The following is a 22,835-nucleotide window of genomic DNA, read 5'->3' on the forward strand; positions in this document are numbered from 1 at the left end:
ATTTTTAAAAAATATGACTTAGTCTTCTTCTATTTCTTCCAACACGAAAGTTTCCATAAACTTTGTAGTGTAATTTCCAGAAATATAATCAGGGTGATCCATCAATTGTGCATGAAATGGTATAGTCGTTTTGACTCCTTCTACAACAAATTCACTTAGAGCACGTCTCATTTTACTAATTGCTTCATCTCTGGTTCTCGCAGTTGTAATCAACTTTGCAATCATAGAATCGTAGTTAGGTGGAATCACGTAGCCGCTGTAAACATGCGTGTCTACTCTCACACCGTGACCGCCAGGCAAATGCAGGGTTTCGATTTTACCAGGAGAAGGTCTAAATTTATTAAAAGGATCTTCAGCATTGATTCTACATTCTATAGAATGAAGTTTTGGGTAATAATTTTTCCCAGAAATCGGCACACCTGCTGCAACAAGGATTTGCTCACGAATTAAATCATGGTCAATCACCTCGTCTGTAATTGGATGCTCTACCTGAATTCTGGTATTCATTTCCATAAAATAAAAATTTCTGTGCTTATCTACAAGAAATTCAATAGTTCCAGCGCCTTCATACTGAATAAATTCAGCAGCTTTTACAGCTGCATTTCCCATTTTCTCACGAAGTTCATCCGTCATAAAAGGTGATGGCGTTTCTTCAGTAAGTTTTTGGTGTCTACGCTGAATAGAACAATCGCGTTCAGATAAATGACAAGCTTTCCCGGTCTGATCTCCAACGATTTGGATTTCGATATGTCGAGGCTCTTCAATGAGTTTTTCCATGTACATGTCATCATTTCCAAAACCGGCTTTGGCTTCTTGTCTGGCAGATTCCCAAGCGTGTTCAAGATCTTCTTCTTTCCAAACTGCTCGCATTCCTTTACCTCCACCACCTGCAGTCGCTTTCAGCATGACTGGATAACCAGTTTTTTTGGCGGTTTTCTTACAATCTTGAAAGTCTTTCAAAATTCCTTCTGAACCAGGAACACAAGGAACGCCTGCAGCTTTCATTGTAGCTTTAGCGCTGGCTTTGTCTCCCATTTTACCTATCATATCGGGACTTGCACCGATGAATTTGATATCGTGTTCTTCGCAAATTTTTGAAAAAGCTGCATTTTCAGATAAAAAACCATATCCTGGATGAATGGCGTCAGCATTTGTAATTTCTGCTGCAGAAATGATATTTGGTATTTTTAGATACGAATCACTACTTTGTGGTGGACCGATGCAAACCGCTTCGTCTGCAAATCTAACATGAAGGCTTTCTTTGTCGGCGGTAGAATATACAGCCACAGTTTTGATGCCCATTTCTTTGCAAGTGCGGATAATTCGCAATGCGATTTCTCCACGATTGGCTATGAGAATTTTTTTAAACATAGAGTTTGTGTTTTGATTTAACCTCTTGAAATGTGTCAGTTAAAAAAATGAATTTATGAAGGATCGACCAAGAAAAGAGGCTGATCAAATTCTACTGGTGACGAATCATCAACTAAAGCTTTCACAATTTTACCTGAAACTTCACTTTCAATTTCATTGAAAAGTTTCATAGCTTCAATTGTACAAAGTATATCACCTTCTTTCACTTCACTGCCAACTTCCACAAATGGTTTTTTGTCTGGAGATGGTTTTCTGTAAAATGTACCAATTATAGGTGATTTTACAGTCACATACTTACTGTCATCATCCTCTGAAGCAGATTTAGCGTCACCTTGTGGAGCAGTACTTTGTTGTTCTGCGGGTTGTTGCTGTTGTTGAACCGGCATCTGTTGCATTTGCTGTTGTGGCATTGCCATTGGCATTTGCTGAATCACAGATTTTAGGTCATCGTCATTGCCAGTTTTGATAGTGATTTTAACATCATCCATCTCAAGTTTAACCTCACTGGCACCAGATTTGGCGACAAATTTGATCAAATTTTGAATTTCTTTTAAATCCATAGTTCTAAGTTTTGTGGTTATGAATTATACGCCCATTTGAGATACACGGAACCCCATGAAAAACCTCCGCCAAATGCAGCAAATATAATATTATCCCCTTTTTTTAATTGTTTTTCGTAATCGCTTAATAATAAAGGCAGCGTTGCAGAAGTAGTATTTCCATAACGCTGTATATTCATCAATACTTTATTTTCATCTAAATTCATTCTTTTGTAAGTGGCGTCAATGATACGCTTATTGGCTTGATGTGCGACTAACCAATCTACATCTTTGGCAGTCAAATTGTTTTTGGTCATGATTCGTTCACTTACATCAGCCATATTTGAAACGGCAAACTTAAAAACAGTTTTACCATCCTGAAATACATAGTGCTGTTTGTTTTTCACGGTTTCTTCCGAAGCAGGTAAAATAGAGCCACCAGCATCTATTTTCAGAAATTGCCTTCCGATACCATCTGTTTTCAAGATTTCGTCTTGAAGTCCATAACCATCTTGATTGGGTTGAAACAAAACGGCGCCACCACCATCACCAAAAATAATACATGTAGAGCGGTCTTCATAATCTATAATAGAAGACATTTTATCTGCACCAACTAAAAGAACATTTTTGTATTTTTTAGATTCTATATAACTAGAAGCAACCGACATACCATATAAAAAGCTGGAACACGCTGTTTGCAAATCGAATGAAAATGCGTTGACCGCACCTATTTCTGTTGCTAGATAAGCAGCTGATGAAGCTACAGGCATATCTGGAGTTGCAGTTGCAAAAATCACTAAATCTATCTCAGAAGCTTTGGTGTCAGTTTTGCTAAAAAGATTTTCGCAAGCCTTAATACCTAAAAAAGAGGAGCCTTTGCCTGGGTTTTTCAAGATTCTTCTTTCCTTGATTCCTGTTCTTGCTGTAATCCACTCGTCATTAGTATCTACCATGTCTTCCAACATTTTGTTAGTTAGAACATCTTCTGGAACATAGGCACCAACGGCAGTGATGGCTGCTTTAACATCACTCATAAATTTTATTTATTTTCAATTTTAAAGTTTTTCATCTTTAAAAATTATAACCAATCATTATGCAAATTAAGTTGTTTTTTATTCGTGAGCAAAAAACTTACACAACATTTACTTAACTATTAATTTATCTTATTGAACGCAACTTACATTTGAATTCTTCTTTTCAAAGATAAGGTATTGGTTTTTAGTATATTAAATTTAGATAACAAAAGTTGTTACAAAGATTAATTTGCAACAACTTTTGTTGTTTATTTAGAATTCAATAAAATTATAAATCGAACTTAATACCTTGCGCTAGTGGCAATTCTTTGGTATAATTAATTGTGTTGGTTTGTCTTCTCATGTAGACTTTCCAAGCATCAGAACCTGATTCTCTACCGCCACCGGTTTCTTTTTCACCACCGAATGCGCCACCGATTTCAGCTCCTGAAGTTCCGATGTTAACATTAGCAATACCACAATCTGAACCTTCTACAGACAAGAATTTTTCAGCTTCTCTTAGATTATTTGTCATAATTGCTGAAGATAAACCTTGAACAACACCGTTTTGCAATTCTAATGCATTGTCCACTTCACCTGAATATTTCATAATATATAAAACTGGCGCAAATGTTTCATGCTGAACAATGTCGAAGTGATTTTCAGCTTCTGCAATGGCTGGTTTTACGTAGCAACCGCTTTCGTAACCTTCACCTTCTAGAACGCCACCTTCAACAAGAATTTTTCCACCTTCTTTTTCCACTTGTTCTAAAGCTTTTTGGTAATTTTTTACCGCATCTTTATCGATTAATGGACCAACGTGATTCTTTTCATCCAAAGGATTTCCAATTCTGATTTGTTTGTAGGCATCTACAATCGCATTTTTGACTTTATCGTAAACCGATTGGTGGATAATCAATCGTCTGGTTGAAGTACATCTTTGGCCACAAGTTCCCACAGCACCAAATACCGCACCGATGACAGTGTTTTTGATATCGGCATCTGGAGTAACGATAATTGCATTATTTCCACCTAATTCAAGTAAAGATTTTCCTAATCTTTTGGCTACAGCTTGGGCAACAATTTTCCCCATTCTGATAGAACCAGTAGCTGAAACTAATGGAACGCGCTTATCGTTTGTCATGTATTCACCAACTTTATAATCTCCAGTGATAAGTGAAGAAATTCCTGCTGGCACATCGTTTTTTTCAAAAACTCTGGCTGCAATCTTCTGGCAAGCGACAGATGTTAAAGGTGTTTTTTCTGAACCCTTCCAAATACAAGCATCGCCACAAACCCAAGCTAATGCTGTGTTCCAAGACCAAACGGCAACAGGAAAGTTGAATGCAGAAATAATTCCAACCACACCAAGTGGATGCCATTGCTCGTACATTCTGTGTCCTGGACGTTCGCTGTGCATGGTTAAGCCATGAAGTTGTCTGGATAAACCAACGGCAAAATCGCAGATGTCAATCATTTCCTGAACTTCACCTAAACCTTCTTGGTAAGATTTTCCCATTTCATAAGACACCAATTTTCCTAGTGGCGCTTTCAATCTTCTCAATTCATCATTGAATTGACGAACAACTTCACCTCTAGCAGGAGCTGGCCAAGTGCGCCATTCTTTGAAACTTTTGTGTGCCGTAGTCACTACTTTTTCGTAATCTTCTTCTGTTGTCGCTTGAACTTTTCCTATAGAAGCGCCGTCGACAGGAGAAAAAGACTCGATCATTTCACCGTTGGCAAAGAAATCTGAACCTACAGATGTTCCTTTGTTTTCGGCTTCAATTCCTAATTCTTTTAAAGCATCGTCGATGCCGTATTTTTTTGAAATATCACTCATTATCTCGAAATTTTTATCGATTTATTAAATTTTAGATGCGAAAGTAACAATTTTTTATTGTTTATTCATTATCAGCGACAAAACGCTCGTCAACTGGCATGACAGTTCCGCAATTGTCGCAAGTTCTGAGAGATTTGTCGCTGTAGAAATTTTTGAAATGTTTTAGAAAATCTTTTTCAATATCATTCAGAGAGAAATAAACTTCATGAAGTTTGTGATTGCAATTGTCGCAAAACCAAAGCAAACCGTCTTTGACATCCAGATGATTTCTTTTGCGTTCAATCACCAAACCGATGGAATTTTCGAATCTTACTGGAGAATGTGGCACTTTAGCAGGATGCAAATACATGTCGCCTGGACCGAGTTCCATGGTTTTCTTTTCACCGTTTTCCTGAATGTGAACTTGGATTTGACCTTCGAGTTGGTAAAAAAGTTCTTCGGTTTCGTTGTAGTGATAATCTTTTCTAGCGTTTGGTCCGCCAACGATCATCACGATATAATCGCCCGATTCTTTGTATAAATTTTTATTTCCAACTGGCGGTTTCAGCAAATCGCGATTGTCTTTGATCCACTGGTCTAAATTGAAAGGTTTTTGGGTTGCCATAATTTTTGATTTTGATGTTATAAAAATACAAATATTATTCAGCCCAAAAGGGTTCTGAAGTAAAAGCTTTTTGATTGCTTTAGATGTGAATTTAATTTTTAAACCTATTTGACAATAAGTTTTTGCGTGAAAGTTGCGCCGTTTTCAGTTTTGACTTTTACCAAGTAAATTCCTGAATTCAGATTGCTGATATTTACTTTACGTGTGTTTTTGAGTTGGTGTTGTGCTACTGATTTTCCTTCTAAATTGAAAATTTCCAGATTCAAATTATTTTGGTTGGGCGATTTGATAAATAACTTGTTTTTCGCTGGATTTGGATAGACATAAATGTTCAATGAATTTTCAAAACTTGTTGAATTTAGCATAGACAAAACACAAAAACTATCGAAGGCAGTTTCATCATTTTCAAAAGTTGGAATTCCATCTTTTTCAGAACAAACTAAATGTTTTCGAAATGCATAATTGAGATAACCTAAACTAGAGCCGACACCTTCTATAAAAACTAAATCTTGTGAAATAATTTCATCACCAACTTCAATGTCTTCAGAATAATCAAAAACAATATGTTTTAAATTGTTTTGATAATAAACATTTGTCACAGTCGTGGTTTGTGTGCCTTCTGCAGTTAGAAAATCGAAGTCATCACCAACTTCTAAATTCATATCTATCACTAAAATTTCCTCGTCCTCACTGAATTGTGGTTGAAGTAACCAAACTTTTCCTGTACCTGTATCTTCTCTAAGGTAATAGAATTCAGGAGCGACAATGATAAATTCATTTGAATCTTCGTCAACATATCCACCATCAAAAACTCTGTAAGTTTCGCCAGTTGTGGTATTAGTGTAAAGTTCATCACTCAAGATAAAAATAATATCACCAACAAGTTGAGGCGGATCGTCACCAAATTGATTAATATAATAATTCCAATAGGTTTCATTATTTCCAAAAATAGACTCGTAATTATTGGTGTTTTGGGCATTTGAATTTGCATTGAGAAAAATACAAATGAATATTAAAAATAATTTGAGTAATTGGTTTTTCATAGACAATGTTTTAACGCGAAGTTGTTAAACATATCCAAAATAAAGGGTTTTTAAGTATAAAACCTAAAGACACGTTCACTTTAACAGATTCATTGTCTGTCAGTTTGATATTTTTCAACTTAATTTGTAACAATTTCATAAAAATGAAAACTAATCTTCAAAACTAGCGTCTATGACCATCAGAAATTTTATCCAGCTTGAGTGGAAACAGTTTTCTCGCTCCTCGTATTTTCAGAAAGGCTTGTTTATCAAAATATTGATGATTATGGGAGCGCTCTATTTTGGTGGCATTGCTGTCTTTTTAGGAATAGGTGTTTTCTTTTTGGTTAAAAAAGCTATTCCTGAAATTGATCCTTTCGAGACAATCAATAATTATTTGATTTATTGGGTGTTGTTAGATTTGGTAATTCGTTATTTTATGCAGCAATTGCCAGTGATGAACATCAAACCGATGATGATTATTCCTGTAAAAAAACAAAAGGTAATTCGTTTCTTGTTGCTGAAAACCAGTACGTCTTTTTTCAATATTTTGCCAATTTTGGTCTTTTTGCCACTTTCTGTGGTTTTGCTAATTCAAGGTTATTCGCCAATCAATACAATTTTGTGGTTTATTGGACTGTTATGTATAAGTTTCAGCATTAATTTTTTGAATTTTCTCATCAATAAAACCAAATCTTATTTCTTTGGTCTAGCAATTCTTGTATTAGTAGGATTCGCTCTGCGTTATTTTGGCGTTTTCGATGTTACTGAATATAGCGGCGCTGCGTTTTTTGCGCTTTATAATCAACCGTATTTTGTCCTCATTCCTTTGTTAATCATGCTGGTTTTGTTCCAAAGAAACTTCAATTTGCTAAAACGAAATTTTTACATCGACGGTGCAGTAAAAAACAAAACAGAAACGGTCAAAAATTACAATCTTGAATTTCTAAATCGTTTTGGCACTTTGTCAGTATTTTTGAAAAACGATATCAAAATGATTATCAGAAATGCGCGTCCAAAGCAAGTTCTACTCATGTCGGTAATGTTTTTATTTTATGGTTTGATTTTTTACACGCAAGATATTTATAGAGAAATGCCAGCCATCTTGGCGTTCGCTTCAATGTTTGTTACCGGTGGATTTTTAATCACTTTTGGGCAAATGGTACCAGCTTGGGATAGTGAATATTACAAACTGATGATGAGTCAGAATATTTCCTACCGTCAATATTTGGAATCTAAATGGTTGCTAATGGTGGTCGGTTGCGTGGTTTCTTTTATTTTGAGCACGCCCTACATTTATTTCGGATGGGATATTTACGCCATGATAGCAGCTGGTGCGGCGTTCAATATTGGTCTGAATTCCTTTATTACGCTTTATGGTGGCGCGTTGAATCGCGTTCCCGTAGAACTGAACCAAAAAGCCAAAGCCTTTAGCAATACGCAAGGTTTCAATGTTACTCAACTTTTAATCAGTTTACCGAAAATTTTTGGCCCGATGATTATTTTTTATGTGCCGTATAAAATTTTCAATTTTGATGTTGGGATTATTTGTTTGGCTGTCAGTGGTGTATTAGGTCTGATTTTCAAAAATTTCTTTTTATCCAAAGTTGAAAACATTTACCAAAAAGGAAAATATAAAACAATCGCTGCTTTTGCAGAAAAAAAATAAAATTTATCTATGGAACCAATCATCGATGTTGAGAATTTATCGAAAACATATAACCAAAATACAGTTTTAGAAATTTCAGAATTGCAAATTCCAAAAGGTCAAAGTTTTGGTTTGGTCGGAAACAATGGTGCTGGAAAAACTACCTTTTTTAGTTTGCTGTTGGATTTGATTCAGCCAAGTAGCGGTCACATCAAAAACAAGAATATTGTTGTCAGTGAAAGTGAAGATTGGAAACCTTTCACCTCGGCATTTATCGACGAAAGTTTTCTGATTGGTTACCTTACCGCAGAAGAATATTTCTACTTTATCGGTGATTTAAGAAACACTTCCAAAACAGAAGTTGATGCACTTTTGGCAGAATTTGAAGATTTTTTCCATGGTGAAATCTTGAATCAGAAAAAGTATTTGCGTGATTTGTCCAAAGGAAACCAAAAGAAAGTCGGTATTGTGGCAGCTTTAATCGGCAATCCAGAAATCATCATTTTAGATGAACCTTTTGCCAATTTGGATCCCACGACACAAATTCGATTGAAGAGCATCATCAAAGAGTTGTCTGCCAAAAAACACGTTACCATTTTGGTTTCTAGTCACGACCTTTTGCACGTTACTGAAGTTTGCGAGCGCATCGTGGTTTTGGACAAAGGCGAAGTTGTAAATGATATCAAAACCAGTGAAGCCACGCTGAAAGAATTGGAATCTTATTTTAACAGGTAGTTGTACCACACACTGAAAAAATTCTGCAATTGAATTAAATTCATTAGTTTTATAAAAATATTCGAAATGGAAACGATACAGGTTGATATACTTAATCCAAAGGCAAAGAAGTTATTGAGAAATTTAGCTGATTTGAATTTGATAAAGATTAATAAAACTAAAAATAAATCTGACTTTTCTGCACTACTTCAAAAACTTAGAACTAGATCAACTGATGAAATTTCTTTGGACGAAATAACAAAAGAAGTTGAGCAAGTGAGAAGTTCACGATATGAGAAGTAAAAAAATAATCCTAGATACGAACCTTTGGATTAGTTTTCTCATTTCAAAAAAATTTAATTCAATCGACAATCAGATTGAAAACAATAAGATTACATTAATTTTTTCGGACGAATTGATAGAGGAATTTGTTGATGTAGTTAATCGCCCCAAATTCGAGAAATATTTTTCAAAAAACGATATTGAGAAAATACTTACCTATTTTGACCAGTATGGAAAACTGATTAAAGTTAAATCTGATATCAAAATTTGTCGTGACGAAAAAGATAATTTTCTACTCAATCTCTCAATTGACTCAAAAGCTGATTACTTAATTACAGGAGACAATGATTTGCTCGTTTTAGAGAAAATAGAGCGAACTAGAATTATAAACTTTAATGACTTCTTAGAACAGATCCGATAAACGTAAGTTGTACAACACTATGTATCTCTAATTGCAGAGTCCGTGACTAATATCAGGATTTGCTGGAAGTAAAATCTAAAAATAATCACTAATTTTCACGCTACTTGCGATATGCTAAACCTTTATACGAACAAATTTTAAAAACAACCTATCTAATGAAATTTATAATTTCAATATCCATATTTTTTTTAACCTCCCTTAGCTATTCTCAAAATAAACAAACTATAGAATGGCTAAATAATAATTCTATTCTTATTGAAGACGCTAAGCCAAACTCTGAACTAATTGATTTTGGACAAAATACTCCCGTCAAATTTGCCAATGCCAAAATTTATGGTTTTGGAGAAGCTTCTCATAATACAAAAGAATTTTTTGACTTAAAGGCAAAATTTTTTAAACACTTGGTCAAAACCCAAGGTGTCAGAGTTTTCATAATGGAAGAATCATATCAAGCTGAATTCGGAATTAATGAATGGATAGGCGGTGGAAAAGGAGACATTAAAACAATAGCTGAGAATTTTAATATTGGATTTTGGCGTTGTAAAGAAGTTGTAGACTTATTACAATGGATGAGAAATTTCAACTTAGATAAACCAAAAGAAAAGCAGATTCGCTTTTATGGAATGGATATTCAAAATGGGGAAAACCTTAATAAAGAAATACGAAAATTAATTACTGAGAATAAAATTGATATTGACGAATCACTCTTGACTACTGTAGATAGTTGCTCAAATAAAACAATAAACTATAATAAACCTGACGATTGGTGGCAACTTCAGATTCCAAAATTAACTGAATTAAAACAGCAATTGCTGATTTCAAAAGACGAAAATGGAGAGCTTAAATCTTTAATAAGAAGTTTAGATTATTTAATAAGTTATACTGAGTATGCGTCGTACGTTAAAGATGAATATCCAAAAAGCATTAAATTTAGAGATTTGAAAATGTTTGAAAACGTCAAATGGATTGTGGAAAATCTATCGACAAACGGAAAAGCTTTTATCTGGGCTCATAACGAGCACATTAATAAAAAAGAAATGTATTATACTGGAAGCGATATAATCAATTTAGGTCGTCACTTAAAAGACTACTACCAGGAAGATTACTATAGTGTAGGTTTTGATTTTGCAACAGGAAATATTAATGGTTATGTCGTAGATGATAAAAATGGAAATCACTGGAAAACTTACCATATAGAAAGACCATTTAGAAAAACTTATGCCAAAACGTTAAATGCGGCTAACAAGGAAATTTACTTTATTGATTTAGATAAAGCAATTAAAAATGAACCTACACAATTCTTCAGCAAGAAAAACAAATATCTACTTATAGGTGGAGGCGGTTATCAACCTAAACCTTTACATAAGATAAAGATTTCAAAAATATATTCAGAATCTTATGATGGTTTAATCTTTGTAAAAAAAATATCAACTCCTGATTATAAATTAGGCGAACTATAAAACGTTGTACAATATCGCAAATCGTTCATCGTGGATTACGGCTGAAATCAGAGTTCAGAGATTTTTTGAATTAAAATCATAAATTGAAAAATAATTGCTAATTTTCCCGCAACATTTCAATATGCTAAATCGTTTTTTTATCTAGCCAAACAGCGCTTCACCAATCTAAATATGAAACAAAATCAATTTGAGGGTTTAAAATTAGAAATCCAACTGAAAGCCAAAAATGGCATCGATTTTATCTTTGCAGCAAGTCTTATTTGGTTTGGCATTTACTTGATTTGGACATTGGATTATGGTTCTTACCAGAAAAGTATTTTTACATTTATCATTGGCGGAATTTTATTGCCACTGGCTTTTGCATTTTCAAAATTGTTCAAAACCAATTGGAAAATTAAAGATAATCCGCTTCAACCATTAGGGATTTGGCTGAATTTTGCCCAGTTGATTTACTTTCCTTTTTTGGTATTTATTTTGATAAAATATCCAGATTATTTTATCATGGCTTACGCTGTGATTACTGGAGCTCACCTTTTTCCTTACGCTTGGTTTTACGACGAAATCGGCTATGCCATATTTGCAGTGAGTATATCTGTCGGTTCAATGCTAATTTCACTCAATGTTTTGCCTGATCAAATGTTTTACATCCCGATTTTTATTGCTTTAAACTTATTCTTACTTGGTCTTTGGATATTTTTGAATTACAAGAAATTGAAAAACAAAAAAATAACATCACCGAGGTAAAATTCAGTTTCAACTCGTCTGAAGCTGAGTTTTAAAAGCAAATTTTCAAACCACAAAACCCTTTGTAACATACTTAACTTTAATATTAACAATCAAATTACACCATGAGAATTATTAAAATTGCCCTTTTAGGAGTTATTCTTACAACTTTTGCAAATTGTGCCTCCGGCTACAAAATGATTGAACCAAAATCTATTGATTATGTATCAGTCAATGAAATTGACCAAGTAAAATTAGAATACAAATACGATTTGCTCGATAAAAAGTACGCCAAAAAAGAAACTAAAAACGATGTTAAACTAATCGCCATCAAGGTCACAAATAATTCTGATAGAGACTTGAAATTTGGAGCAGATTTAAAATTGACTTATGAAAATGGGTCAGAGATTTTTATCATGGATAATGAAAAAGTATTTGAAATATTAAAACAAAGTCCGACGTCTTATTTATGGTATTTGCTGCTCACACCGATTAATATTTATACCTATGAAACAAATTCAGATGGGGTTCAGGAAACATCAAGTACTATTCCTGTAGGATTGATTTTAGGACCTGGAATAGCTGGAGGAAATATGATTTATGCCAATTCATCAAATAAAAAATTCAACTCAGAATTAACAGACTATGACATAAATGGAAGAGTTATTAAAAAAGGAGAAACCAGATATGGTTTAATAGGAATTAGATCAGACAGCTATGATTCATTAAAACTGAAAATTCAATAAACAGTTTTTTAATTTTTCAACAATACTTATCATGGTTTTTGAAATCAATTCAAAAACCATGATTTTTATTTACAAAAATCAACCAAAAAAGCGCTGGTTTTCAGCAAAATATTTTAGAAAGTTCACCTTCATTCACTTTAAAACTAAACTCAACAACTCAACAAAACCAATTTGCTTTACAAGTTTTTCAAAAAAAATTAGTCAAGGCTTTATTTTCTTATAAAGAAACGTAATTTTGACCGCTATCATACTAAAAGTTGTAAATTTTAGTTATTTAATAACTAACACCTCATGAATTTGATGAAGAACAACACTACTGCGATCGTATATGTTGGTTTGGCACTTCTGGTCTTGGCTACAATAGCGTCTTGTTCTCGTAAGAAAGACAAATGGCTGAATCGGAATTTCCATGCGATGGGCACGTATTACAATATTTTGTACAACGGCAATTTAGCACTGGAAGACGGTAAACACGATGTTGTCAATAATTACAAAGAAGATTATTGGGCGGTCTTGCCAATAGAACGTATGAATATTAAGGAAATTCAGGAAAAAAATCCCAACAAATCCGAAAATTCTAATTTTGAACGTGCCGAAGAAAAAGCCACCAAAGCCATTCAAAAACATTCTATGTTTATGGGCGGAAAAGAATATAATCCGCAAATCGACGAAGCTTTTCTTTTGTTAGGAAAATCTAGGTATTACGACCAAAGATTTATTCCTTCCAAAGATGCATTTGGATTTATTCTGAATCATTACCCTAAAAGTTCGACCATCAATGAGGCCAAAATTTGGATGGAAAAAGTGAATATGCGTTTGGAATATTATGACATGGCGATTGATAATTTGAATGCAATTTTGAACGGACCGGCATTAGAAGATTATGAAACTTACGAAGCCGCATCGACACTAGCCCAAGCCTACTTATTCGAAAATCAAAAAGAAAATGCGATTCAGCCGCTGGATACAGCCATAAAATACGCTCCAAATCATGAAACCGAAGGCCGGTTGAATTATATCCGTGGTCAAATTTATGCGCTTCTAAACAATAAAGATAGCGCTGAGGTGAGTTTCGAACGTGTTATAGAATTGAACAGGAAATCACCAAGAACCTACATGATTCATGCAAAATTAGAGAAATTGCGTTTGAAAGGTTTTGAAGAGATTCCTTTGGATACGACCCAAATGTTTTTCAATGAAATGGCAGAAAATCGTGAGAACAGGCCATATTTAGACTTCATATTTTACGACAATGCTATTTTCAAACTTCAAAATGATTCTGTAGACCACGCCATCAAATATTTCAACAAATCATTACGAGAAGAACCACAAGACGAATATTTGAGAGCGCAAAATCATTATAATTTAGGAGAAATTTATTTCGATCGCGCCTCATACGAAACGGCTGGAAAATATTATGATTCTACAATTACTCATCTTACCGCTGGCACTCGTGAGCGTCGAGATGTAAAACGCAAAAGAGATAATCTACAAGACGTCATCAAGTTTGAAAGAATAGCCGATAAAAACGATAGCATCATTAATTTAATCAATGCTTCTGAAGAAGAGCGGCTCAAAATTTTTGAAGATTATATAGAAGAATTAAAAATTGAGCAACAAAGTGTTTTCGCTGACGACAAAGCACCAACGCTCAACAATCCCATGTTTGGTAGACAACAAAGCCAAGTTGGTAGCAGTCGACAAAGCTCTGAAGACAATTTTTACTTTTATGATGTCACGCAAAAGAAACGTGGCGAATCTTCATTTAGAAAGGAATGGGGTGACATAGAATTGACAGACAACTGGCGAACCGATGCTGAATCCAAGTCTCTAAGTTCTGACGACGAAGAAGAAGACATTCCTGAAGAAGAAAAATTTAAAGACCCGAAATTCGATCCCGAAACTTACATCGCCAAAATTCCAACTGAACAGAAAGTGATAGACAGTATTTCAGATGAACGAAATTTCGCTTATTATCAACTCGGATTGATTTACAAAGAAAAATTTAGGGAATACGATCTTGCTATTGACAAACTTGAAAATCTCCTTGAAAGTGATCCTGAAGAGCGTTTAGTTTTGCCTTCAAAATATTATTTGTATAAGATTTATCAAGAAATTGAAAATGAAGCAAAAGCAAATTACTGGAAGAATAATATTCTAGAAGAACACCCAGATTCCAGATATGCCAGTATTTTGAGAAATCCCGAAGCTTATTTGAAAGATGAGAATAATCCGCAGAATATTTATACACAACTTTATAAAAAATTCAAAGCTGGACATTATGAAGAGGTTATTCAGAAAACAGAGGAATATGCCGATTTGTTTTTAGGAACAGCCATTGTGCCAAAATTTGAACTTTTAAAAGCTAGAGCCAGAGCTAAAACTCAGGGACTTGAAGCTTACAAGGAAAGTTTGAATTATGTGGCTTTAACTTTCCCGCAGTCTAAAGAAGGCAAGTATGCTCAAAAACTATTTGACGATTTAGAGAAAGATTTTAAGCAACCAGAATTCAATTTTGAAGAACAGCCTGACGAAAAATATATGTTGGTTTATAGTTTTGACACCGACACTTATTCAGAAGAAGAAATCGAAGCCTTTACAGAAAAGTTGAATGAAGGCGTGGCGGAAGAACAAGCTTTGGAACTGGAAGTTTCCAAGGATTATTACAACAACTCCAAAACTTTAGTTACCGTGCGGGGCCTTACTAGTAAGCTTGGTGCAGAAGGATTGGCAGAGAAATGGATAAATAATGAATTTTTGGAAAATGAATTCAATTATTTTGTAATTTCACGCAGTAATTATAAAATTGCACAGGTTTACAAAAACCTAGATGAATACCTCAATAAATTGAATTGATATGTTTTCAGATAAAAACAAAGACAAAGGCACAGCTTCAGACCTGACAAAGGAGCAAAATAAAATAGCTCAAGGCACGGTTTTTAAAGGAACGATAGAATCGCAAGGCAGTTTCAGAATAGAGGGCAAAGTGATCGGAAACATCACTACACCTGGTAAAATTGTCGTTGGCAAAACCGGCTACATTGAAGGCGAAATAGATTGTGCCAACGCAGATTTTGAAGGACAATTTACTGGCGAACTCAAAGTGAAATCTCTTCTAACGCTTCGTTCGACTGCCAAAATTGAAGGCGATGTGTTTACTGATAAACTTTCTATAGAACCTGGTGCTGTATTCAACGCCACTTGTAGTATGAAAGGTGCCGTTAAATCTCTAAACGACGATGCCCACAAATCCAAAAAACAAAAAGGACAATCAGCCTAATGCATGGCTTTACTTTACTGCTATAGGTTTTCAGATGGCAATTGTCATCGGCGGAGCAGTTTGGCTTGGAATTTGGCTAGATGAAAATTTCACAGAAAACTCGAGAGTTTTTACAATTGTTTTATCTTTAGTAGGAATTTTTATAGCACTGGCACAAGTTATTATCGGATTAAAAAACTTTAACGAATAAAATAAATGCAAAAATTATTACTAAATGCTTGTAAAAAAACCTTGCTATTTGCTGTCATTGTAGTTCTTTTACATTTCATTCTGGATTATTTTTTTCAAATTCTGAGTTATTACTCCATTATTTCAATCTACGCATTTCATATTATAGCTGCCTTAGCTGTGCTTGCGATAATTCATTTGGTCTATGAGAAATCTAAAGATCATACAGGATTTGCGTTTATGGGAACTAGTTTACTTAAAATGTTGGCTGCTGTTTTGTTTTTACTTCCTGGATTTTTATCAGAAGACAAGCCAAATTTTATAAATATCATGAATTTTTTCGTTCCCTACTTCATTTTTTTAGTTTTTGAAACTTTGATTGTAGTTAAATTAATCAATAGGAAATACGACCACTGATTGAATTATTTGCAATTTTAAGCCATTATTCGAAAGCTAAATTATTAGAAAAATATTTTTTCTCAATATTCATTTAAAATTAAAAAGTAAAAACTTACATTTGCACGAAATTTTGAATTGATACTTTTTAAGTCAAATATTTATGGCAACACACAAATCTTTTAAGATTACAGTGGCTTTGATGCTAGTTTTCTTTTTGAGTCCAATCTTAGGTATCGCAGATAACAAAACTGAAGATACTACCGAAGAAAGCTTCAATCCTACGGAAATGATCATGCATCACATTAGTGATTCTCACGGATGGCATTTCTTTGGTGAAGGAGAAGATTCTTTTACTATTCCGTTGCCTGTAATATTATGGACAGATGATGGCATCACGACATTTATGTCAAGTGCATTTCATCATGATGTCGAAGGTGAACATATTGTAGAAAGAAACGGACAAAAATTCGTAAATTATCATGAGAAAATTTACCTTTTGAACGAAGGTGAAGATGAATTGAAGTTTGACGAAGAAACTCACGCTGCACTTAACGCAGACCGTCCATTTGATTTGTCGATTACAAAAAACGTTGCATCAATGTTGTTGACGGTTTTGGTGATGTTTATTTTCTTTTTAGGGTTGGCAAAGCATTATAGAAAATCAAAATTTGCCCCAAAAGGCTTCAAGAATATTTTGGAAACTTTAGTGATCTTTGTTAGAGATGAAATCGCTAAACCACAAATCGGTGAAAAGAAATACATGAAATTCATGCCATTTCTATTGACGGTATTTTTCTTTATTTGGATTACAAACTTATTGGGATTGTTGCCAGGTGCGGCAAACGTAACTGGAAATATTTCAGTCACAGTAGCTTTAGGTTTATTTACATTGGCCTTAATTTTAGTAAATGGTAACAGAGATTATTGGCAGCACGTATTTTGGATGCCAGGCATTCCAACTTTTGTAAAACCAATTTTGGCTATTGTAGAAATCTTAGGTGTATTCATCAAACCAATCGCACTTATGATTCGTTTGTTTGCCAACATCACTGCGGGTCATATTATTATACTGAGTTTAATTGGATTGATATTTATTTTAGAAAATGCTGGAGTTGCTGCCATTTCTGTTCCTTTCGCATTATTTATCACAGTTTTAGAATTATTAGTTGCATTTTTGCAAGCCTTTATATTTACCATGCTGTCGGCCCTATTTATAGGAATGGCGGTACAAGAACATGAACATCATTAATCTTTAATTTTAATATTTATTTACTATGGAATTATTACACGTAGGTATTGCAGCTTTAGGAGCTGGATTAGCAGTTTTAGGAGCAGGTATTGGTGTTGGTAAAATCGGTGGTTCCGCTATGGAAGCTATCGCACGCCAGCCAGAAGCTTCTGGAAAAATCCAAACAGCTATGATTATTGCTGCTGCACTTGTAGAAGGTGTTGCTCTTTTCGGAGTAGTTGCCGCTCTATTAGGTGTCCTAACCACTTAAAATGAACAAAACCCTCATAGCCAACGGTTGGTTGGGTGAGGGTTTTTTTAAAATTATTGAATTAAAAAACACATTTGATATATGGATTTAATTACGCCGGAATACGGATTATTTGTTTGGCAAGTAGTTGTACTCATCATATTGATTTTCATTCTAACAAAATTTGCATGGAAACCAGTGATGAAAGCTGTTGCAGCTCGTGAAGATTCAATTAATGATGCTTTAGCTTCTGCAGAAAAGGCCAAAGAAGAAATGGCTAATTTGAAAGCTGACAATGAAAAAATGTTGCAACAAGCCAGAGCAGAACGCGACGAAATGTTGAAAGAAGCTCAGCAAATCAAGAAGAATATTATTGCAGAAGCAACAGATGATGCCAACAAAAAATCTGAAGCAATTTTAGAAAAAGCAAAAGTTACTATCGAAAGTGAGAAAAAGCAAGCTTTAGCTGAAATTAAATCTCAAGTAGCAGAAATATCAGTTCAAATTGCAGAAACAGTTGTTAAAAAGCAATTGGACAATAAAGACGAGCAAATGAAATTGGTCGACAAAATGCTTGACGACGTAAAACTTAACTAAGATTACGTAAAATGGGAAGACGCGCAGCAAAAAGATATGCCAAAGCAACACTAGAATTGGCGATAGAGGCAAAAACAGATAAAGCACTTTACGAAGACTTTATCAGTATTGATGCCACAATTCAAAACAACAAATCGCTAAAATTGATGTTGGCTAGTCCTTTGATAGAACTGGCTAAGAAAAATGCAGTTTTAAAAGAAGTTTTTAAACATTCTAACGATTTGGCACACAAGTTATTCGACGCATTGGCTGCAAATAACAGAATCCAAATATTACAAATGGTTTGCGAAGAATTTGTCAACCAATATAAAGCCCTGAACAACATTCAAAGCGCACAGGTTGTTACGGCAATTCCGATGAACAAGGAAATTGAAACTAAAGTTCAAAATAAAATTAAAGAAATTACAGGTTACACAGCAACATTAGAAAACCAAGTCGATGAAAAGATTCTTGGTGGTTTCATTTTAAAACTAAATGACCTCCAATTTGATGCAAGTGTTTCCAGAAGTTTGTCTAACTTTAAAAGACAATTATTATAATTTTAAACGGTATTCATTTACCATTTAACGCAAATAAATTATGGCTGAAGTAAACTCTGCTGAAGTTTCAGCAATCTTGAAAAAACAAATCTCTGGTTTCGAATCAGAAACATCTTTAGATGAAGTAGGAACAGTCCTTAGAGTTGGTGATGGTATTGCCAACGTTTACGGCTTGACCAACGCTCAATTAGGAGAACTTGTCGAATTTGAAGGTGGTCTAAATGGCATGGTTCTAAACCTTGAAGAAGACACTGTCGGTGTTGTACTTTTAGGGAAATCTAACAATATTAACGAAGGTGATTCTGTAAAGCGAACCAAAAAGATTTCATCGATTCAAGTTGGTGAAGGAATCGTTGGTCGTGTAGTCAATACTTTAGGTGAAACAATTGACGGTAAAGGTGAGATTCAAGGTGAAACTTTCCAAATGCCTATTGAAAGAAAAGCACCAGGAGTTATCTATAGAGAACCGGTTGCAGAACCACTTCAAACTGGAATTAAGTCTATTGATGCCATGGTTCCTGTTGGTCGTGGACAAAGAGAATTAGTGATTGGTGACAGACAGACTGGAAAAACTTCTGTTTGTATCGACACCATTTTGAATCAAAAAGAGTTTTACGATAGAGGAGAGCCAGTTTTCTGTATTTATGTTGCCATTGGTCAAAAAGCATCAACTGTTGCTGGTATCGCTAATTTGCTAGAAGAAAAAGGTGCTTTAGCTTACACAACTATTGTTGCCGCAAACGCATCAGATCCTGCTGCAATGCAAGTTTATGCACCGTTAGCCGGAGCTGCAATTGGTGAATATTTTAGAGATACTGGTCGCCCAGCATTAATCATATATGATGATTTATCTAAACAAGCGGTAGCTTACCGTGAGGTTTCCTTATTATTAAGAAGACCTCCAGGTCGTGAAGCTTATCCTGGTGATGTATTTTATTTGCACTCTAGATTATTAGAGCGTTCAGCAAAAATTATCAATGATGATAATATTGCAAAACAAATGAACGATTTACCAGAATCTTTAAAAGATAAAGTAAAAGGTGGTGGTTCACTTACCGCTTTACCAATTATTGAAACTCAAGCTGGTGACGTTTCAGCATATATTCCAACCAATGTAATTTCGATTACAGATGGTCAGATTTTCTTAACTTCAGATTTATTTAACTCTGGTGTAAGACCTGCAATTGATGTTGGTATTTCTGTATCACGAGTTGGTGGTTCAGCGCAAATTAAGTCGATGAAGAAAGTTGCAGGAACATTGAAACTTGACCAAGCTCAATTTAGAGAATTAGAAGCTTTCGCTAAATTCGGTTCAGATTTGGATGCTGCTACATTGAGTACGATTGAAAAAGGACGTCGAAACGTAGAAATTCTAAAGCAACCTGAAGCAAGTCCTTTCCCTGTTGAAAATCAAATTGCAATTGTTTACGCCGGAACTAAGAACTTGATGAAAGATGTTCCTGTTAATAAAATTAAAGAATTCGAAAAAGACTATTTAGCATTTTTAGAAGCTAAACATCGTGATGTTTTGGATACGCTGAAGGCAGGCAAATTGACAGATGAGGTCACAGATACTTTAACAAGTGCTGCAAAAGAAATATCATCAAAATATAAAGCATAATCTTATAGTTTATGGCTAATTTAAAGGAATTAAGAAGTAGAATTTCATCGGTATCATCTACCATGCAGATTACCAAAGCCATGAAAATGGTTTCGGCTGCAAAGTTGAATAAAGCACAAAGCGCTATTGAAGATATGCGTCCTTATGCTGAAAAGCTGAACGAACTGCTTCAAAGTTTAAGTGCTTCATTGGATAATGACACAAATAGTCCATATTCAAACCAAAGAGAAGTCCAAAACGTTTTAATCGTTGCCATTTCTTCCAATAGAGGTTTAGCAGGCGCTTTCAATTCTAATATTGTCAAAAGAGTCAATACTATGATTTCTGAAAACTACGCCAACCAAAATGTAAAGTTGGTAAGTATTGGAAAAAAAGCCTGTGACGTCTTAAAAAAGAAACACGAATTTATTAGTACTCACGATGCAATTTATAATGACTTGTCTTATGAAGATGTTGCTGAGATTGCTGAAAGTTTAATGACGCAATTCAAAAATGGAAGTTTTGATAAAATTGAAATTGTTTACAACAGTTTCAGAAATGCAGCTACCCAGATTGTTACGACTGAACAATTTTTACCAATAAAACCAGCAAGTCAGAAAAGTGGTGAAGAAAAATCTTCTGATTATATTTTTGAGCCAAATAAGGTCGAAATAGTTGAAAATTTAATTCCAAAATCATTAAAAATTCAATTGTTCAAAGCGATCAGAGATTCCGTTGCTTCAGAACATGGCGCGCGTATGACCGCTATGCATAAAGCCACAGATAATGCCACAGACTTGAGAGATGACTTGAAATTATCTTACAACAAAGCAAGACAAGCATCGATTACAAACGAAATTCTAGAAATTGTAGCTGGTGCGGAAGCCTTAGCAGAATAACTTTAATTTTAAGTATACAAACCTCTTCCTATTATTCGGAAGAGGTTTTTTAGTTTATAATGAATTTCAAAGCATCAAGTCATTGAATTTCATAGCCTATTCACAACAATAAATGTATTTTTGCCGTTAGAATACAAAATTTACCGCCTTGAAATTGAACAGAATTATTAGATTGATTGCATTTTCTGGAATATTATTCCATTTAAGCTGTGCAGAAGATATTACTGAAGAATCTAAGCCAGAAAAAGTTAACATTAAATCTGAACCAAAAGTTTCTCCAAAAGCTTATGGCTTCAATCTAGATGAATTTGAAGTAGTTCGTGATACCGTCAAACGTGGTGACACTTTTGGTGTAATTATGGATAAATACGGCGTTGGTCCAGGTAAAGTTTATCAAATCGTTAATAAGATTCCTGATTCTATTATGAATTTCAAAAGAATCAATCAAGGCAAGCCTTACACGATTTTGAAATCAAAAGATTCGACTTCAGCACTGCAGCATTTTATTTATGAAAACTCAAGAATTAATTATTCAGTATTAAGCTTAACCGATTCTATTTTCGCTAAAAAAGCGAATAAACCTGTTACAATTAAACAAAAGTCAACTAGTGGCGTCATTTCTTCTTCGCTCTCCGCTGCTATTGATGAAGCTGGATTAGACTATTTATTAACGAACAGATTTGCTGACATTTATCAATGGAGTGTTGATTTTTTCAAGCTTCAAAAAGGCGATCAATTCAAATTAATTTATAAAGAAAAATATATTGACGACACAATATATGCTGGCTTGGAATCTATAGATGCGGCAGTGTTGAAACATAAAGGCAGAGAATTTTATGCTTTCGATTTCGAAATTGACACGCTTACTGGTCGCACAGATTATTTTGATGAAAATGCCAAGACTTTAAGAAGTTTCTTTCTAAAAGCACCCTTAAAGTTTAGCCGAATTTCCTCACGTTATACCAGAAGAAGGTTTCACCCAGTTCAGAAACGTTGGAAAGCTCACAAGGGCACAGATTACGCTGCGGGAACAGGAACACCAATTTGGTCAACGGCAGATGGTGTCGTGATCAAGTCCAGTTATACCAGCGGAAATGGGAAATACGTTAAAATACGTCATACCAATAAATACACAACCCAATATTTGCACATGTCCAGACGTGCTGTAAAAGTTGGTGAATATGTCAAACAAGGTGAAATTATTGGTTATGTAGGCCAAACTGGTCTAGCTACAGGTCCTCATGTTTGTTATAGATTTTGGGTTAATGGTAGACAAGTCGATCCTTATAAACAGGATTTGCCAGACGCTGAACCAATGAAGGAAGAATTAAAGCCCAAGTATTTTGAATTCATAAAACCACTTAAAACCCAACTTGATGATATTGAATACGTTGATCTAAATTCATAAAAAACCTTTGTCTAAAAGCCAATTCTAGTTTAAATTAACCTTAAGCTTAGGCTTTGTAACTATTAGGTTTTCCTAGCAAAT

General features: G+C 34.4%; 24 protein-coding genes. 18 read left to right on the forward strand and 6 right to left on the reverse strand.

The window, feature by feature from the left end; genetic code table 11:
- Positions 1–18 precede the first annotated feature (18 nt).
- The 6 genes from accC to EIG86_RS09935 form a co-directional block, all read right to left on the reverse strand.
- Complete coding sequence (gene accC / locus EIG86_RS09910) at positions 19–1,371, reverse strand: acetyl-CoA carboxylase biotin carboxylase subunit (protein ID WP_127846015.1); 1,353 nt, start codon at positions 1,369–1,371, stop codon at positions 19–21.
- A 53-nt stretch (positions 1,372–1,424) separates the two neighbouring features.
- A complete protein-coding gene (gene accB, locus EIG86_RS09915) occupies positions 1,425–1,931 on the reverse strand; it encodes an acetyl-CoA carboxylase biotin carboxyl carrier protein (RefSeq protein WP_127846016.1) in 507 nt (168 codons plus the stop codon).
- A gap of 17 nt (positions 1,932–1,948) precedes the next feature.
- The gene (locus EIG86_RS09920; RefSeq protein WP_127846017.1) at positions 1,949–2,944 is read right to left on the reverse strand and encodes a beta-ketoacyl-ACP synthase III; all 996 of its coding nucleotides are present in this window, start codon (positions 2,942–2,944) and stop codon (positions 1,949–1,951) included.
- 268 nt (positions 2,945–3,212) lie between these two features.
- Positions 3,213–4,766, reverse strand: coding sequence for an L-piperidine-6-carboxylate dehydrogenase (amaB, locus tag EIG86_RS09925; protein ID WP_127846018.1), 1,554 nt, complete (start codon positions 4,764–4,766; stop codon positions 3,213–3,215).
- Positions 4,767–4,827: 61 nt separating this feature from the next.
- Complete coding sequence (locus EIG86_RS09930) at positions 4,828–5,370, reverse strand: 3-hydroxyanthranilate 3,4-dioxygenase (RefSeq protein ID WP_127846019.1); 543 nt, start codon at positions 5,368–5,370, stop codon at positions 4,828–4,830.
- A gap of 104 nt (positions 5,371–5,474) precedes the next feature.
- On the reverse strand, positions 5,475–6,413 hold the full coding sequence (locus EIG86_RS09935) for a T9SS type A sorting domain-containing protein (protein ID WP_127846020.1): 939 nt from the start codon (positions 6,411–6,413) through the stop codon (positions 5,475–5,477).
- 172 nt (positions 6,414–6,585) lie between these two features.
- Between EIG86_RS09935 and EIG86_RS09940 the strand changes: the two genes are divergently transcribed.
- The 18 genes from EIG86_RS09940 to EIG86_RS10025 all read left to right on the forward strand — a co-directional run bounded on the left by EIG86_RS09940 (position 6,586) and on the right by EIG86_RS10025 (position 22,754).
- Entirely contained in the window at positions 6,586–8,061 is a 1,476-nt protein-coding gene (locus EIG86_RS09940; RefSeq protein ID WP_127846021.1) for a DUF5687 family protein, read from the forward strand.
- Positions 8,062–8,070: 9 nt separating this feature from the next.
- On the forward strand, positions 8,071–8,775 hold the full coding sequence (locus tag EIG86_RS09945) for an ABC transporter ATP-binding protein (RefSeq protein ID WP_127846022.1): 705 nt from the start codon (positions 8,071–8,073) through the stop codon (positions 8,773–8,775).
- 66 nt (positions 8,776–8,841) lie between these two features.
- On the forward strand, positions 8,842–9,057 hold the full coding sequence (locus tag EIG86_RS09950; protein ID WP_127846023.1) for a hypothetical protein: 216 nt from the start codon (positions 8,842–8,844) through the stop codon (positions 9,055–9,057).
- Positions 9,047–9,457, forward strand: a complete 411-nt coding sequence (locus tag EIG86_RS09955; protein WP_127846024.1) for a putative toxin-antitoxin system toxin component, PIN family — start codon at positions 9,047–9,049, stop codon at positions 9,455–9,457. Before EIG86_RS09950 ends, EIG86_RS09955 begins: the two co-directional genes overlap by 11 nt.
- A 155-nt stretch (positions 9,458–9,612) precedes the next feature.
- The gene (locus tag EIG86_RS09960) at positions 9,613–10,917 is read left to right on the forward strand and encodes an erythromycin esterase family protein (protein ID WP_127846025.1); all 1,305 of its coding nucleotides are present in this window, start codon (positions 9,613–9,615) and stop codon (positions 10,915–10,917) included.
- Positions 10,918–11,088: 171 nt separating this feature from the next.
- Positions 11,089–11,661 carry a DUF7010 family protein gene (locus EIG86_RS09965; protein ID WP_127846026.1) on the forward strand — a complete coding sequence of 191 codons (573 nt, stop codon included), beginning with the start codon at positions 11,089–11,091 and terminating at the stop codon, positions 11,659–11,661.
- 104 nt (positions 11,662–11,765) lie between these two features.
- Complete coding sequence (locus EIG86_RS09970) at positions 11,766–12,386, forward strand: hypothetical protein (protein WP_127846027.1); 621 nt, start codon at positions 11,766–11,768, stop codon at positions 12,384–12,386.
- 300 nt (positions 12,387–12,686) lie between these two features.
- On the forward strand, positions 12,687–15,242 hold the full coding sequence (porW, locus tag EIG86_RS09975) for a type IX secretion system periplasmic lipoprotein PorW/SprE (protein ID WP_240032200.1): 2,556 nt from the start codon (positions 12,687–12,689) through the stop codon (positions 15,240–15,242).
- A gap of 1 nt (position 15,243) precedes the next feature.
- Complete coding sequence (locus EIG86_RS09980; protein ID WP_127846028.1) at positions 15,244–15,666, forward strand: bactofilin family protein; 423 nt, start codon at positions 15,244–15,246, stop codon at positions 15,664–15,666.
- Positions 15,626–15,856: an AtpZ/AtpI family protein gene (locus tag EIG86_RS09985; RefSeq protein WP_127846029.1), complete on the forward strand. Its 231-nt coding sequence runs from the start codon at positions 15,626–15,628 to the stop codon at positions 15,854–15,856. The genes EIG86_RS09980 and EIG86_RS09985 overlap by 41 nt, the downstream gene beginning before the upstream one ends.
- 5 nt (positions 15,857–15,861) lie before the next feature.
- Positions 15,862–16,251 (forward strand): hypothetical protein, encoded by a 390-nt coding sequence (locus EIG86_RS09990; RefSeq protein ID WP_127846030.1) that lies wholly within the window; start codon positions 15,862–15,864, stop codon positions 16,249–16,251.
- Positions 16,252–16,393: 142 nt separating this feature from the next.
- Positions 16,394–17,482 carry a F0F1 ATP synthase subunit A gene (gene atpB / locus EIG86_RS09995; RefSeq protein ID WP_127846031.1) on the forward strand — a complete coding sequence of 363 codons (1,089 nt, stop codon included), beginning with the start codon at positions 16,394–16,396 and terminating at the stop codon, positions 17,480–17,482.
- A gap of 25 nt (positions 17,483–17,507) precedes the next feature.
- Positions 17,508–17,732: an ATP synthase F0 subunit C gene (atpE, locus tag EIG86_RS10000; protein ID WP_003434627.1), complete on the forward strand. Its 225-nt coding sequence runs from the start codon at positions 17,508–17,510 to the stop codon at positions 17,730–17,732.
- An 81-nt stretch (positions 17,733–17,813) separates the two neighbouring features.
- The gene (locus EIG86_RS10005; RefSeq protein WP_127846032.1) at positions 17,814–18,308 is read left to right on the forward strand and encodes a F0F1 ATP synthase subunit B; all 495 of its coding nucleotides are present in this window, start codon (positions 17,814–17,816) and stop codon (positions 18,306–18,308) included.
- An 11-nt stretch (positions 18,309–18,319) separates the two neighbouring features.
- A complete protein-coding gene (gene atpH, locus EIG86_RS10010; protein ID WP_127846033.1) occupies positions 18,320–18,847 on the forward strand; it encodes an ATP synthase F1 subunit delta in 528 nt (175 codons plus the stop codon).
- A 40-nt stretch (positions 18,848–18,887) separates the two neighbouring features.
- On the forward strand, positions 18,888–20,468 hold the full coding sequence (gene atpA, locus EIG86_RS10015) for a F0F1 ATP synthase subunit alpha (RefSeq protein ID WP_127846034.1): 1,581 nt from the start codon (positions 18,888–18,890) through the stop codon (positions 20,466–20,468).
- A gap of 11 nt (positions 20,469–20,479) precedes the next feature.
- Entirely contained in the window at positions 20,480–21,346 is an 867-nt protein-coding gene (atpG, locus tag EIG86_RS10020) for an ATP synthase F1 subunit gamma (RefSeq protein WP_127846035.1), read from the forward strand.
- A gap of 220 nt (positions 21,347–21,566) precedes the next feature.
- On the forward strand, positions 21,567–22,754 hold the full coding sequence (locus EIG86_RS10025; RefSeq protein WP_394342216.1) for a M23 family metallopeptidase: 1,188 nt from the start codon (positions 21,567–21,569) through the stop codon (positions 22,752–22,754).
- The last annotated feature ends 81 nt before the right edge of the window (positions 22,755–22,835 follow it).

This window comes from Psychroflexus aestuariivivens (genome assembly GCF_004010055.1).
GTDB classification, from domain to species: domain Bacteria; phylum Bacteroidota; class Bacteroidia; order Flavobacteriales; family Flavobacteriaceae; genus Psychroflexus; species Psychroflexus aestuariivivens.